Raw genomic sequence first — 14170 nt, 5'->3', positions numbered from 1 at the left:
GATCTACACGAGCCTTATCGTCGGCAGCGTCAGCTGTGTATAAGAGACAGCATGCGCAGCTGGTCCACCACGGCGGTGCGGGCGCCTCGGTCGAGTATCGACCGCCGAACCAGCGGCGCAAGTTTTCTCGGCTGCCTGCGAGAATGCGGGAGACCGATAAGGAGACGCTCATGGCCCGACCGCGGCGGCCGCTACTGACCCGCGATCGCATCATCGAGACCGCGCTCGCCCTCGTCGACGCCGAGGGCCTCGCCGCCGTCTCCACGCGGCGGCTGGCCACCGAACTCGGCGTGCAGGGACCGTCGCTGTACAACCATGTGCGCACCAAGGACGACCTCATCGACGCCGTGGTCGACGCCGTACTCGGCGAGGTCGACATCTCGATGTTCGACCGGCTCTCGGCGGAGAACCCGCGATGGCGCTCATCGCTGGGTGCTTGGGCACGCTCCTACCGGACCGCGATGGCCGCGCACCCGCACATCGTCCCCGCCCTGGCAGGCGGTCCCCGTCATCGGCCCAACGCGCTGCGCATGGCCGACGCCGTCTTCGGCGGCCTCGTCGCGGCGGGCTGGCCGCGGCGCGAGGCCACGACGGTCGGCACGACCATGCGGTACTTCCTCACCGGAGCGTCGCTGGGCTCGTTCGCCGGGGGCTTCCCCGCCGATGTCGCGGTGTACGCCGACGTCTATCCGCATCTGAACGAGGCGCACCTGCTGGCCGAGCGGCAGCAGCGGATCGATCGGGACGCCTTCGAAGTCGGCCTGGAATCGCTGCTCGACGGGCTGGAGAGCCGTTACCGGCTACTCGTCGGTGGCGTGTAGCTCGCGCGATCACCCGTCACGACCGGGCCGGGCGGGTCCGGCCTCCGTCAGCCGACACCGACCGTCCACACACGAACGCCGCAGCCGCCCTCGGGAGACGGTCTGCATCAGGCCGATCACCCAGCAGGTCGGGCACCCGCGCAGCGCGAGCAGGCCCGCCGGTGCGAGCAGCAAGCTGAACGCGCCGAGCACCGGCAGGAACGCGATCGCACCGATCAGCGCGCCGAAGCCGACGACGCCGCGGACCAGGTGCCGGGGCACCGAGGCGCTGGCGAAGCTCCGATCGTCAGTCATTGATTCCGTTCCTCTCCTGCGTCGGGCGCGGTGGATTGCGCAGCTGGTGCTGCACCGTCGCCCTGGCGCGGTGCAGCCGTGACTTCATCGCCGCCAGGCTGAGGCCGAGCCTGCCCGCGACCATCCGGCCGCTGTACCCCTGCACGTCGCGCATGATCAGCACCCGTCGCTGGTCGGCGGGCAGCGCGGCGATCACCGCCGCCACCCGGCTCGCTTCCAGCCGCAGCACGGCCTCGTCCTCGGCCGAGGCCACGGCGGAATCCGGTATCGGTTCGGGTCGCCGTGTCATCGTTCGCCACTGCCGCAGACACTCGTTGCGGACGATGCGGAACATCCACGACGCCAGCGCGCCGGAGGCCCGCAATGTCCCGATCTTGCGGTAGAGGATGATCAGCGCTTCCTGTGCGGCGTCCTCCGCGTCTTCGGCGGAGGCGCACAGTGTGTGCGCGAACCGGCGCACATGCGGGTAGGAGCCCGAGACCAGGGCGGTGATCGCCGCGGCGTCGCCTTCCCGCGCGGCGGTCACCAATTTCTCGTCCGGCCAGGTCCGGTCAGTCACGGGAGCGGCTCCGGCGGCGAAGCAGGGTCACGCTACACAAGCAGACCAGCACGGCGGCGACAGCCACGGCGGCAATGATCACAACGACCTCCTCGATACGTGCCGACCCGGTTGCCTGCACGACTATGAGAGGACCGAACATCATCAAAGGATTCACCGAATGACGGATTGTCGGCGCCGTACCGAATCCGGACGAGTGCTACCGCCGATCGACCCGAGTCCGCACAGCGACAGAGCGGCCGCGCCGGACCCGGCTCACCCTCGAACGCGCACCGCCGCCGCGCTGCGCAGCCGGCGTGCCGCGGAGATCCGCCGCCCGATCACGCCCTGCCGGGGCGCGAACAGGTACACGGCCGTGAAAGCAAGCCCTTGCACGACCACGACCATGCCGCCGGGCGCCGTGTCGAGGTGGTAGCTCAGGTACAAGCCCGTCACCGCGCAGGTCACCGATACGGCGGGGGCGACGATCAGCATCCGGCCGAACCGGTCGGTGAGCAGGTAGGCCGTCGCACCCGGGATGATCAGCATGGCGACCACGAGGACGACGCCCACCGCTTGCAGGGCGACTACGGCGGTGAGGGCCAGCAGGCCGAGCAATGCGGTGCCGAGTAAGCGGGGACTGAGACCTATCGCGTGCGCGTGGGTGGGGTCGAAGGCGTAGAGGGTGAAGTCGCGGCGCTTGAGGACGAGCGCGGCGAGGGTGATCGCGGCCAGGATCACGACCTGGACCAGCTCGCCTCGGCTGACGCCGAGCAGGTTGCCGAAGACGATGTGGTTGAGGTCGGTCTGGCTGGGTGTCACGGAGACCAGCACCAAGCCGAAGGCGAACAACGTCGTGAAGACGATGCCGATGGCGGCGTCCTCCTTGATCCGGCTGGTGTCCCGGACCACGCCGATCAGCGCCACCGCCAGGAACCCGAAGACGATCGCACCCACCGCGAACGGCAGCCCGACGATGTAGGCCAGCACCACACCGGGCAGCACCGCGTGCGAGACGGCGTCGCCCATCAGCGACCACCCGATCAGCACCAGCCAGCAGGACAGCACCGCGCACACCAGCGCCGCGGTCACGGTGGTGGCCAGCGCGCGCACCATGAACTCGTAACGCAGCGGGTCGACGAAGATTTCGATCAAGCTCATACGCCTGTCTCACACTCGGCCGGGGTTCACACCCGGTTCATCACGTCCAGGCCGAACGCCCTGGCCAGGTTCTCCGGCCGCAGGACCGCATCGGGATCGCCGTGGGCCAGCACCGTGCGCATCAGCAACACCGCCTCGTCGGCCAGGCCGGGCAAGGCGTGCAGATCGTGCGTCGAGACCAGGATCGTGGCGCCGTCCCCAGCCAGTTCACGCAGCAGCGCCGTGATCGTGGCCTCCGACCGCTTGTCGACGCCCGCGAACGGCTCGTCGAGCAGCAGGACGGTCGCGCCCTGCGCCAGCCCGCGCGCGACGAAGGCGCGTTTGCGTTGCCCGCCGGACAACTGGCCGATCTGCCGGTCGGCCAGGTCGGTCAGTTCCACGCGTTCCAAGGCGTGCGCGACCGCGTCGCGATCGGCCTTACGCGCGCGACGGGTGAAGCCGAGTCGGCCGTAGCGGCCGGTCATCACCACCTCGCGCACCGAGAGCGGGAAGCTCCAGTCGACGTCCTCGCTCTGCGGAACATAGCCGAGGATGCCCGCTTTGCGCGCCGCCACTGGTGCGCCGCCGTTGATCCGCACCGTGCCCCGCTCGGGCTGGGCCAGACCCATGATCGTCTTGAACAACGTCGACTTGCCCGAACCGTTCATCCCGATGAGACCGCAGACCCGTCCGGGGTGCACGGTCAGATCGACGTCCTCGAGCGCCGGTGTTTCGTCGTAGGCGACGGTGACCCCTCGCACCTCGATCGCGGGCGCGTTCACGGCCTGCGACCCGTCAGCGCGTTGCCGATCGTCCGGGCGTCGTGCCGGAGCAGGGCCAGGTAGGTCGGCACCGGTCCGTCGGCCTCCGACAGCGAATCGACGTACAGCACGCCGCCGAACGCCGCGCCGGTGGCCTCGACCACCTGGCGCATCGGCGCGTCCGACACCGTCGACTCGCAGAACACCGCAGGCACCCGTTGTTGACGCACGAAATCGATGGCCGAGGCGATCTGCTGGGGCGTGGCCTGCTGCTCGGCATTGACCGCCCAGATGTACTTCTCGGTGAGGCCGGCGTCTCGGGCCAGGTAAGAGAACGCGCCCTCGCAGGTCACCAAGGCGCGCTCGTTCGGCGGCAGCGCGTGCAAGGCGCGGGTCAGCTCGTCCTGCACCTGGCGCAGTTCGGTCTTGTACCGCTCCCCGTTGGCACGGAAATCGGCCGCGTGAGCGGGAGCGAGATCGCTGAACGCGCGGACCATGTTGTCCACGTAGATCTGCGCGTTCTGCGGCGACATCCACGCGTGCGGGTTCGGTTTGCCCTGGTAGGCGTCCTCGCGAATGGGCAAGGGGGCCACGCCCTCGCTGACCACGACGTGCGGCACCCGTACGTCGGAGACGAACTGGGCGAACCACGCCTCCAGGTTCAGGCCGTTGTCCACGATCAGATCGGCCTTGGCCGCTTTCTTGATGTCGCCGGGCGTCGGCTCGTAGCCGTGGATCTCCGCTCCGGCCTTGGTGATCGACTCCACGGTCAGATGCTCACCGGCTACGTTCCTGGCGATATCCGCCAGCACCGTGAACGTGGTGAGCACCACCGGGCGATCGCGGGATTCTGCCCCGCTTCCGGCGCAGGCGGTGAGGATGAATGCCAGCACGACCACGGCTATTGCCGCCGCCCATCGGCGTGGAGACAGGGCGAGCGCACGGTGGAGCCGAACCTTCATACATGGAGATGATAAGTTCGCCTACCCGAACTTTCAAGTTCGAGTCATTGAAGTAGGTGCCGTCCGCTACCTGCGGCCCGCGCGGGACGGCCGCGCCTTACAGCAGCGGCAGCGGCGGCGACTCCGGGAAGACCACCGGGAGGGCGGTCAGCGCTCGATGGAACGCGCCGGGACGCCAGGTCAATTCCTCGGCCGGTACCGCGAGGCGCAGTTCCGGAAGGGCGTCGAGCAGCTGGTCGATGGCGTCCTGCGCGATCAGGTAGGCCAGTGAACTCGCGGGGCACACGTGCGGCCCGCCGCCGAAGGCGAGATGGGCGCGGTTGCCCGCGTACTGGTCGGTGCTGATCGCGGGATCGGTGTTGCAGGCCGCGATGCTGATCACCACCGGCTGGTGGGCGGGCAACCAGACGTCATCGATCAGGATCGGCTGCTTCGGGAAGCTGAAGCAGAAATTCGCCATCGGCGGATCGTTGAACAGCACCTCGTCCAGCGCGTCCCGGGTGGACAAGCTGCCGCCGAGCACACTGCCGCCGAACCGCTCGTCGGTGAGGATCAGCAGCAGAGTGTTGACGATCAGATTCTGCTGCGGCTCGATCCCCGCGCCGTACAGCGTGCCCAGCTGGTGCACCATCTCGGTGTCGCTCAGCCCGGCCGGGTGCGCGAGCATCCGGCTCGCGATGTCCTCGCCCGGTTCGGCTCGCTTCAGCAGTGTCAGCTCTCCCAGCGAATCGATGAGCATCTTGTTCCCGCGTTCGGCGTCGACACCCTCGAAGATCGCCGCCATGCCGGTCGCGGCGCGCTGCGCGATCTCCGCCGGACAACCCAGCAGAGCGTTCAGCACCGCGAACGCGAGCGGAAAGGCGTACTGGCGCACCACATCCGCCGACCCGTCCGCGCAGAACGAGTTGATCAGCGGTACCGCCAGCTGCGCGACCGTATCGCGCAGGCGGTAAAGATCGACCTTCTCCAGACCCGCGACGTTGGCTTGCCGATAGCGGGCATGCTCGGCTCCGGCATTGCGCAACGCGTTCGGCCGCCACTGCATCATCGGCAGCACCGGGCAGTCGGCGGGAATGCTCTGCTGCCACGTGCGCGGATCGGCCGGAAAGTGGTCGGGATCGTTCACGATCCGCACGGCGGTGTGGTACCCGATCACCAGGGTGGCCGGGACGCCGGGCGCGAGTTCCACCGGCGCCAGCGAGCCGTACCTGGCACGCATCCGCCGATAGGCGCTGTGCGGATCCGCCGCGAATTCCGCTGCGTACAGCGGAATCCGCGGGCCGGCGGTATCGATCGGCGAACCGTGCGGTGCACGGCTGTGCGCGGAGGACGGGGTCGTCGTCATCGGAGCGGCTCCAGGCGGTCGGTAACAAGCTCCGTGAGCCTAGGCAGCTTGCCGAGCGTGCGTACCGGAAACGGCCGCAGCTGCCCGGCAAACGGTATTCGCTATAGAATTGCTGTTGATTCGACGCGTAGACCTGATCGAAGGTTGTCCGCACCCGCTGTGTCGAGGTGCGCCGATCGAGCGCAGGTCGCACGGCGGCCGTGCGCGGTACTGCAACACGAGGACGGCACGCTATGACAGACGTCGACTTTTGCGTAATCGGCGGGGGATTCGCGGGATTGACGGCGGCGCTGCGACTGAAACAAATGGGTCGATCCGTCGCACTGCTGGAAGCCAGAGACCGGCTCGGCGGGCGCACGTTCACCGAGATACGCGACGACGGATCGTGGATCGATCGGGGCGGCGCCTGGATCGGACCGGGTCAGGACCGGATCCAGGCACTCATGACCGAATTCGGGGTAACGAGTTACAAGCAGTACACCGACGGCGAAGCAATGATGGTGGTCGACGGCAAGCAGCACCGCTATACGGGCACGATCCCGTGGACCATGAGTCCCTGGGCGGCGATGAACCTCGGCGCGGTGTTCCTGGAGCTGGGACACATGTGCAAGTCGGTTCCGTTGGAAGCGCCGTGGGCGGCGAAGAAGGCCGACAAGTGGGATCAGGTCAGTCTGGCGCACTGGCTGGAGGGCAATATCCTGTCCAAGCCCGCGCACGATTTGCTCGAGACGGCCATCGCCGGTTGCTACACCAGCGCGGCTTCGGAGGTGTCGCTGCTGTTCGCGCTGTACCAGATGGCCTCCGGTGGCGGCCCGAGCTTCGTTCTCGGCGTCAGAGACGCCGCCCAGGATGCCCGGCCGGTCGGGGGCATGGGCGCGATCTACCGGCCGATGGCGGCCGAACTCGGCGACTCGATCCACCTCGACCAGCCGGTGCGGTGCATCCATCAGGACGCCGGCGGGGTGCGGGTCCGCGCGGCCGATCTGACGGTGCGCGCCCGGCGCGCGATCGTCGCCGTTCCCCTGGCGATCGCCGACAAGATCTCCTACATGCCGATGTTGCCGGTCGATCGCTCGTTTCTCCATCAGCGGATGCCGAGCGGGTCGGTCATCAAGATCTCCGTCGTCTACGACGAGCCGTTCTGGCGCGGCGACGGGCTGTCGGGCCAGTCGGCCGCCCCGGGTTCCCCGGCCACGATCACCATCGACGCGTGCACGGATACCGGGCGCCCCGGCGTGCTGTGCGTGATCATCGAGGGACCCATCGCACGGCGAGTAGGCCGACTCGACGACGCGGAGCGCCGAGAACTGGTTCTCGGCGCACTCGCCGAGCGATTCGGCCGAAAAGCGGGCTCGCCCGTCGATTTCGTCGAGCAGGACTGGAGCACCGAGCGGTATTCCGGCGGCGGGATGCTCAGCCACGCGCCGACCGGGGTGCTCACCCAATTCGGCCGTGCGCTGCGCGAGCCGTGCGGTCGCATCCATTGGGCGGGCACCGAGAGCTCCGCGGTGATGTGCGGCTGGATCGATGGGGCCATCCGCTCGGGCGAACGCGCGGCCAGCGAAGTGCTGGAGCACGAGACCGCCGTGGTGGGCTGAGCACGCGCGCGATGTGCCGACGGACCCTACATCTTGGCGCTGCGGGCCATGACGAAGCTGTAGAGCCCGTAGGTGATGATCCCCAGCCCGGCGACGAGCAACAGCGCCACGCCGAACGGTTGCGCGCCGAGCGTCTTCAAGGCGCCGTCGAGTCCGGCGGACTTGTTCGGATCGGATCGGGTGGCAGCCAGAATCACCAGCAGCCCGACGGCGGCGATCGCCAGCCCCTTCGCGAGGTATCCCACGGTGCCCAGGCGCCGCACGAAGGCACTCGGGCTCCCGCGCAGGTCGTCGAGGAAGTTCTGGCTCGCGCCCTTGTACATGTGGTAGCAGCCGACCGCGATGATGATCAGCCCGCCCACGACGAGGGCGATCGTTCCCGCCGTGTTCTGCATCAGGCGTGCGGTGAGCCCGACACTCTGGCTACTGCTCGACTGTCCGCTGCCCTGCGCGAAACGGAAGGCGGAGAAAGCCAGCGCGAGATAGACCGCGAACAGCGAGAACGCTTTGACGCGGTCGAACGCTTCGGACTTCTTGCTATCGGAATACGGTTTGGACGAGCTGCCCAGGATGGCTTCCACCAGCCGCCACAGCGCCATCAGCAGGAACGCGACCACGCCCACCCAGAGCGTGACCGCACCGCCCGGCTTGTCGGCCAGTTCCGCCATGGCGCCGGACTGATCGGCGCTGCCCCCGCCACCCAGTGCGAGGCGGATGGCGATGTAGCCGACGAGCAGATGCACGATGCCGGACATGACGAAGCCCGCGCGGGCGAATCGCTCGAACACACCGTTCTGGACGACTCGTCCCGCGGTGTCGGAAAGGTTCGTGTGAGCCATGCTGCTTCTCCATACGAGTACTGCGGCCCGGGGCGGCTCGCAGAGCAACGACCGGATACCCACGTCCGCGAGAAAAGCACGCTCGATCTCGGTATCTGTTCACGCCTGCCGCGCGGTGTGTGCCACCCGATCGCCGTCTGCCGTCCAGCGCGGTGCCCGGCGCCTTGCGTGGCATCAGGTGGGAGCGCGAGCCGGGCGTCGGCCCGATGGCTCTTCGGGGTGCGGGCGTACCCCGCCCTCAGCAGGCAGAACAGGCGGCAGCGGGCATTCGCGCTGGTTTTCTGCGAGGGTGTCTATGTGAAGGTACTGAGCAGACACCATGTGACCGTGCGTGGCGAAACCGGCGGACCGGTGGTGGTGCTGGCCCACGGGTTCGGTTGCGACCAGCACATGTGGCGCCTGGTGGTACCGATCCTGGAGCGGGATTTCACCGTCGTGCTGTTCGATCACGTGGGCGCGGGCCGGTCGGATCTGTCGGCGTGGAGTCCGCAGCGGCACTCCAGCATGGACGGCTATGTCGAGGACGTGCTGGCGGTCCTGCGGGAACTGGAGATGGGGCCGGTGATCTTCGTCGGGCACTCGGTGAGCGCGACGATGGGCGTGCTCGCCGCCGCTCGCGAGCCAGCCGCCTTCGCCGGGCTGGTGTTGCTGGCTCCCTCGCCGTGCTTCATCGATGATCCGTCCACCGGCTACCGGGGTGGTTTCAGCGCCGCCGACATCCAGGAACTCCTGGAGGCGCTCGATGCGAACTATCTGGGCTGGTCGGGTGCGATGGCGCCGGTCATCATGGGCAACCCGGACCGTCCGGAGCTGGCCGAGGAACTCACCACCAGTTTCTGCAGCACCGATCCGGAAATAGCGCGCGTCTTCGCCCGCGTCACGTTCCTGTCCGACAACCGGGCCGACCTCGGCGCGGTGTGCGTGCCCACGCTGGTGCTGCAGTGCTCCGACGACGCTATCGCCCCACCCGAGGTCGGAGCCTTCGTCCACGCACAGATCCCCGGCAGCCGACTGGTCACCCTCACGGCCACCGGCCACTGCCCCCAGCTCAGCGCTCCGGCGGAGACCGCGGCCGCCATCGCCGCCTTCGCCCGCGGGACCGGATGACGAGCGCGGCGGACGACCGCGACGCCGGTTGTGGCCTCGGAGCCGAGCCGGACGATCATGCGGCGTTCGCCGCGCTCCTCGAGGACAGTGCCGAGGACCTGTACGAGCACGCACCCTGCGGATACCTCTCCACTTCGCTCGACGGCCGCATCGCCAAGGTGAATGCCACGCTGCTCGACTGGCTCGGCTACCGGCGCGAAGAACTGGTCGGCCGCAAGCACTTCTCCGAACTGCTCACCGTGGGCGGCCGCCTCTATCACGAGACCCACTTCGCTCCCCTGCTCCGCATGCAGGGCGAAGTCCGCGGCATCGCCTTGGAGATGAAGACCACCGACGGTCGCCGACTACCCGTCCTGGTGACCTCCCTCGTCAAAACGGGCAGCCAGGGCCAACCACTACTGATCCGCACAACGGTCTTCGACGCCCGTGAACGCCGCGCCTACGAGACCGAGCTGCTACGGGCACGGCGGGAAGCCGAGCAGGAACGCGAACGCCTGCAACGCCTGAACGCCACGTTGCAGACCACCTTGCTACCCCCCGAACTACCCGAGGTCCCCGGGCTCGAGGTCGCCGCGCATTACCACATCGCCTCGGCCGACGAGGTCGGCGGCGACTTCTACGACCTGTTCCCCATCACCGGCGACACCTGGGGGATGTTCCTGGGCGACGTCTGCGGCAAAGGCGCTCCCGCCGCGGTACTCACTTCACTGGCCCGCTACACACTGCGTACGGCCACCGCCTACACCCGCGATCCCGCCGCCGTACTCGACACGCTCAACACCGCTCTCACGGAGCGCTATCACGGCCACAACCCACGGTTCTGCACGATCATCTTCGGGCTGATCACACCCACTCCCCTGCGCGGCGGCTGCGACATCATCCTGGCCGGGGGCGGCCACCCGCCGGCCCTGCTCTTACATCCCGACGGCAACGTCGAGGAGATGCACACCCGGGGTGGTCAGCTCATCGGGGCGATCCGGCACGCCCGAATCGTCACCACGAGCTTCCGGCTCGAGGCCGGGGACACCTTGCTCCTCTACACCGACGGACTCACCGAAGCTCGCACCACCGCGAACGGCGGTCGCTACGGCGACCGGGCCCTCCTCGATTTCGTTCGCGCCCTGGCTCCGGCCACGGCCGCCCACACCATCGAAGCCCTCCGAGAACTGCTCGACTCCTTCGGATCCGGGTTGGAAGACGACACGGCCATCCTCGCCCTCCACGCCTTGCCTCCCAACGGCACCACACGCTGAGCATCCACCTCAGGCGCCGGACCGCTGCGGACAGCGGTGACTCGCTGACCGCTGCTCGGCCACGCCGATGAAGCTACGTTGATTCGTACGGGACACCATGCCGCGACCAACGCATCCAGAGCACGCGATCGGATTGCCGGCTTGAAAACGCAGAGCGTGACGGAATCGAGGCCGGTGTGGGCGGCCGTGGTGGGTGATATTCGACCGATATTGACACGCTCACGATTCCGGTCGAAGCTGGAGGCTGGTTGTGAGCAGCAGTGCCGTACGACGCGGAGCGTTGTGCGCAGCGGATCCAACGACAGCGTGGCGCGATGGTTCGTGCCGAGGCGATTTTCCTCGGCTGGTTCACACGATGCGAAGCCTTGACGCCGAGGGCGAAGAATGCCGACGCGCTGCTATGGGCTCGGCATCGAAGCTGGTGAAACCCCTTCATTTCGGTTGCCTTGAAGCTGCCCGTCGGAAGGAGATTCATGAGCAAGCCGCCGATCGTGCTGATTTACGGGCTGTGGATGCCGCCCCCGCAGATCCCCGAATCCCCGACGACATCGCCCGCCTGATGCCGATCTCGACGGAATGGAAGTTGGTCGAATGATCGGTCGTCACGGGAAGGTCCATGGTTTGCGCGATATCGCCGAGGCCGGACCGGATCCGGCCTGATCGACATCGCATGCACACAGCGAAAGGTAGAGCACGCCATGAGCATTGTTCGATTCGTTCGAGCCGCACTGGTCGCGATCGCCCTCGTTGTCGCCCTGGCCGCGGCGCTGATCGGTCCGGCCGCCGCCCGACCACTGCCGACGGTGGTCTTGGTGCACGGCGCCTTCGCCGACACCACCAGCTGGGACGCGGTCGCCGCCGAGCTACGCGGCCGCGGTTACACCGTGGTCGTCCCCGCCAACCCGCTGCGCGGACCCGCCTACGACGCGGCCGCGATCGAGAAGACCCTCGCAGGCATTTCCGGCCCCGTGGTGCTTGTCGGCCATTCCTACGGCGGCGCGGTCATCACCAACACCCACAACTCGAACGTGGAGGCGCTCGTCTACGTCGCGGCCTTCGCCCCGGCGCAGGGCGAACCCGTCCAGCTGGGGCTGGATCCGATCCGATTCCCCGGCAGTCAGCTGCTCCCGCCCGTCCTACAGGTCGGGGTCGTCGACGACGCCCAAGGGATCGGCGGCAAGAACCTCGACGGCTACATCGCCGCCGACGCCTTCCACCGGGTGTTCGCACCGGATGTCGACGCCGCGACGGCCGCGATCATGCTCGCCCACCAACGCTCGATCGCCGTATGGGCGAACCTCGAACCGTCCGGGCCGCCCTCCTGGTCGAACACGCCGAGCTGGTCAGTGATCCCCACCGGCGACAACATCATCCCGCCCGCCTCCCAGCGCTTCATGGCCGGCCGCATCGGCGCGCAAACCACGGAGGTCACCGCCTCACACGCCGTGCTCGTCTCCCAGCCCGTCACCGTCGCCGACATCATCGCCGCCGCCGGCAGCTGACCCGGCGAGGTCGAACCCGTGAACCTGTCCACCCCGTACGGCCCCAGTCCCGCGTCGAGACGGCGACCGTCCGCGGAGGCATCGCAGCGCTCGGTCATTTCGCGGGAGGTTGCCGGCCTCCGGGTCGTGCATGGCGGCGCCTGCAAGCGGTGTGCCGGTGAAGCGGTCCGATCACTGGCGTTCCGCTGTTCCCGCGCCGCTGTCACGGGTTTCGATAGCCTTGACGGTCTTGTCGAGCGCCTGTCGCAGGACGCGTTTGCCGACGGTCCCGACCACGACGCCGAGCACCCGGCCCTTGAAGTTCTTGCCCTCGCGCACGATGACGACATCCAGATCGGTCTTCCCGTCCGGCCGGCGGTTGAAGGTGTAGGTGTGACCCGAGTGGCCGCCCCACACGTTCGAGTCGGTGGTCGTCATGACGACACGCTCCGGGTTCGACCAGTCGTAGTGCAGACGTTCCCAGATGCCGTGCGAGCCTTCCGTGACGTCGGCCTCACGGCGGCCTTGGTTGTGCACCTCGAGGTATCGGTCGGCGCTGTTGCCGAACACCTGCGAGCGGCCCGGCCCGAAATCGGTGAGCGCCGCTACGAACTGCTCCGGTGTCGAGTTCGTCGTCTCCTTGAAGTGGATGGTGGACATTGCTTGTTCCTTCAACGTTCGGATGATTACCTCAGGAATGATGGGGTCGCGGTTCGGGCGTTTCGCAGCTGTCGAGCCTTGCGCGGCTCGCAGGCCGGGTCGCTCCCGTCGGCATCGACGGCACCGGTTCACAACCAGGGGGTGAGAGCGATCCGAGCGAGGCCTCATCGAGTGTGAGCGCATCCATAGAATGCGCTGGTACCGTCCCACAGCAGCGTCGGCCCTGGACGTGCGGACCGTGTGATCGCCCTCGATCTGCGTCCCTTGGTGAAGCATGAGCGGTGGAAGCATGTCGGCGCAAGAGCGCAATCGTGATCTCCCCCCGGTTGTGGACTCGAAGATATTACGGAAGTTCCCCTGCCAGGGCGGCCGAGATCGCCATGGGCGAGGCTGAGCAATGACGTGGCTGCCGCGGGACAGCTGTGGCCCTCTCGGTCCGAAGAATTCATGAACGATTTAACTGAACTTCGTGCCGACATCAACGCGCGGCATTCTTATACATGCGTACGAAGAGACGGATTCACGGCTTCCCAGTCGTGGTCATAGCGTCCGATTTCCGCAGTTCGCCGGTCTTAGACTGGGTCAATGGTGCAGCCGACGCCTTGGCAAGGAAATACACCTCGAAATGGCCGCGATCCAACGAAGAAAGCCAGCGCTGCCGCGGCGCAAGGACAGAGGGGCTATCAGGTTGCGCTGCGCGGTTATTGGGGCTATGCCTGGGCCGCGGCCAGCAGTGTGGTGACGCTCGTGCTGCTGTTCCAGCCGTGGATCACCGCCTCCGGCGCAGACGGCAGTGTCCGCGCAAATGCGTTCGGCCGCATGCAGATAACGACGGTGTTCTTGAATGTTTGGTCGCAGTCGAAGCCGCGCACCGCACACATCACCGGCTTCTGGGCCCTGCTCGCGAGCGCGGCGATCGTTGTCACCGTCTTGGCCGTGGTGATCAATTTGCGGTTCCGCATCGAGGCACTTACCCGTCTTGCCACATTGTCAACTCTGGCCACTATGTTGTTGGTGCTCATCACGGCTGTCTACGTCAACAGCAAGGGTGGCCAGATGAAGGCAATGGTCTCGCGCACAACGGATTTGGGTGGTCATGTCGGATCGTTGCTGAATTGGGCATTCAACAACGGCAGACTTGCGATGCCGGGCTCCGGTCAGTACGCCTACGCCTCGGCGAGCCTCACACAGTGGGCGTTCCTGGCCATTGCGCTGTCGATCGGATCAGCTGTGGCGGCAGTCACCCAGTGGATGCGCAACGGTTCGACCAACCTCTTCCGCCTACCCGTGGCCATCAAATTCGCCAAGTCACAATCCGCATCCCCGGAAGCCGGCGACGCCGACCAACCGTGAACCAGCCCGACGGTGTCC

Annotated in this window: 15 protein-coding genes; 7 read left to right on the top strand and 8 right to left on the bottom strand. The window is 67.4% G+C overall.

Annotation, left to right across the window (positions count from 1 at the left end):
• Nucleotides 1-170 precede the first annotated feature (170 nt).
• Nucleotides 171-821, top strand: coding sequence for a TetR/AcrR family transcriptional regulator (locus HOV91_RS22695; RefSeq protein ID WP_174187435.1), 651 nt, complete (start codon nucleotides 171-173; stop codon nucleotides 819-821).
• Between the two features lie 9 nt (nucleotides 822-830).
• Here HOV91_RS22695 and HOV91_RS22690 read toward each other — a convergent pair whose 3' ends face one another.
• The 6 genes from HOV91_RS22690 to HOV91_RS22665 all read right to left on the bottom strand — a co-directional run bounded on the left by HOV91_RS22690 (nucleotide 831) and on the right by HOV91_RS22665 (nucleotide 5861).
• On the bottom strand, nucleotides 831-1115 hold the full coding sequence (locus HOV91_RS22690; RefSeq protein WP_174187434.1) for a hypothetical protein: 285 nt from the start codon (nucleotides 1113-1115) through the stop codon (nucleotides 831-833).
• The gene (locus HOV91_RS22685) at nucleotides 1108-1674 is read right to left on the bottom strand and encodes an RNA polymerase sigma factor (protein WP_174187433.1); all 567 of its coding nucleotides are present in this window, start codon (nucleotides 1672-1674) and stop codon (nucleotides 1108-1110) included. Before HOV91_RS22685 ends, HOV91_RS22690 begins: the two co-directional genes overlap by 8 nt.
• 255 nt (nucleotides 1675-1929) lie before the next feature.
• The gene (locus HOV91_RS22680) at nucleotides 1930-2814 is read right to left on the bottom strand and encodes a metal ABC transporter permease (RefSeq protein WP_174187432.1); all 885 of its coding nucleotides are present in this window, start codon (nucleotides 2812-2814) and stop codon (nucleotides 1930-1932) included.
• Nucleotides 2815-2840: 26 nt separating this feature from the next.
• Complete coding sequence (locus HOV91_RS22675; RefSeq protein ID WP_174187431.1) at nucleotides 2841-3575, bottom strand: metal ABC transporter ATP-binding protein; 735 nt, start codon at nucleotides 3573-3575, stop codon at nucleotides 2841-2843.
• Nucleotides 3572-4516, bottom strand: a complete 945-nt coding sequence (locus HOV91_RS22670) for a metal ABC transporter substrate-binding protein (RefSeq protein WP_174187430.1) — start codon at nucleotides 4514-4516, stop codon at nucleotides 3572-3574. Before HOV91_RS22670 ends, HOV91_RS22675 begins: the two co-directional genes overlap by 4 nt.
• Before the next feature lie 97 nt (nucleotides 4517-4613).
• Complete coding sequence (locus tag HOV91_RS22665) at nucleotides 4614-5861, bottom strand: cytochrome P450 (RefSeq protein ID WP_174187429.1); 1248 nt, start codon at nucleotides 5859-5861, stop codon at nucleotides 4614-4616.
• 233 nt (nucleotides 5862-6094) lie between these two features.
• Between HOV91_RS22665 and HOV91_RS22660 the strand changes: the two genes are divergently transcribed.
• Nucleotides 6095-7459, top strand: a complete 1365-nt coding sequence (locus tag HOV91_RS22660) for a flavin monoamine oxidase family protein (RefSeq protein ID WP_174187428.1) — start codon at nucleotides 6095-6097, stop codon at nucleotides 7457-7459.
• 26 nt (nucleotides 7460-7485) lie between these two features.
• Here the strand turns inward: HOV91_RS22660 and HOV91_RS22655 are convergent, their stop codons facing one another.
• A complete protein-coding gene (locus HOV91_RS22655) occupies nucleotides 7486-8298 on the bottom strand; it encodes a DUF1206 domain-containing protein (protein ID WP_174187427.1) in 813 nt (270 codons plus the stop codon).
• Nucleotides 8299-8595: 297 nt separating this feature from the next.
• Here HOV91_RS22655 and HOV91_RS22650 point away from each other — a divergent pair, with 297 nt between their 5' ends.
• From HOV91_RS22650 to HOV91_RS22635, 4 genes are all read left to right on the top strand, one after another.
• Entirely contained in the window at nucleotides 8596-9405 is an 810-nt protein-coding gene (locus HOV91_RS22650; protein ID WP_174187426.1) for an alpha/beta fold hydrolase, read from the top strand.
• Nucleotides 9402-10658 (top strand): PP2C family protein-serine/threonine phosphatase, encoded by a 1257-nt coding sequence (locus HOV91_RS22645; protein ID WP_174187425.1) that lies wholly within the window; start codon nucleotides 9402-9404, stop codon nucleotides 10656-10658. The genes HOV91_RS22650 and HOV91_RS22645 overlap by 4 nt, the downstream gene beginning before the upstream one ends.
• Nucleotides 10659-11013: 355 nt before the next feature.
• Entirely contained in the window at nucleotides 11014-11253 is a 240-nt protein-coding gene (locus tag HOV91_RS22640; protein WP_174187424.1) for a hypothetical protein, read from the top strand.
• Nucleotides 11254-11356: 103 nt separating this feature from the next.
• Nucleotides 11357-12160, top strand: coding sequence for an alpha/beta fold hydrolase (locus HOV91_RS22635; RefSeq protein ID WP_174187423.1), 804 nt, complete (start codon nucleotides 11357-11359; stop codon nucleotides 12158-12160).
• Nucleotides 12161-12331: 171 nt separating this feature from the next.
• Here HOV91_RS22635 and HOV91_RS22630 read toward each other — a convergent pair whose 3' ends face one another.
• Complete coding sequence (locus HOV91_RS22630) at nucleotides 12332-12799, bottom strand: hypothetical protein (RefSeq protein WP_174187422.1); 468 nt, start codon at nucleotides 12797-12799, stop codon at nucleotides 12332-12334.
• Nucleotides 12800-13384: 585 nt separating this feature from the next.
• Here HOV91_RS22630 and HOV91_RS22625 point away from each other — a divergent pair.
• Nucleotides 13385-14152, top strand: coding sequence for a hypothetical protein (locus tag HOV91_RS22625; RefSeq protein WP_174187421.1), 768 nt, complete (start codon nucleotides 13385-13387; stop codon nucleotides 14150-14152).
• Nucleotides 14153-14170 lie beyond the last annotated feature (18 nt).

Source organism: Nocardia barduliensis, from assembly GCF_013315795.1.
Lineage (GTDB): Bacteria > Actinomycetota > Actinomycetes > Mycobacteriales > Mycobacteriaceae > Nocardia > Nocardia barduliensis.
This window is presented reverse-complemented; position numbering and strand designations above follow the sequence as displayed.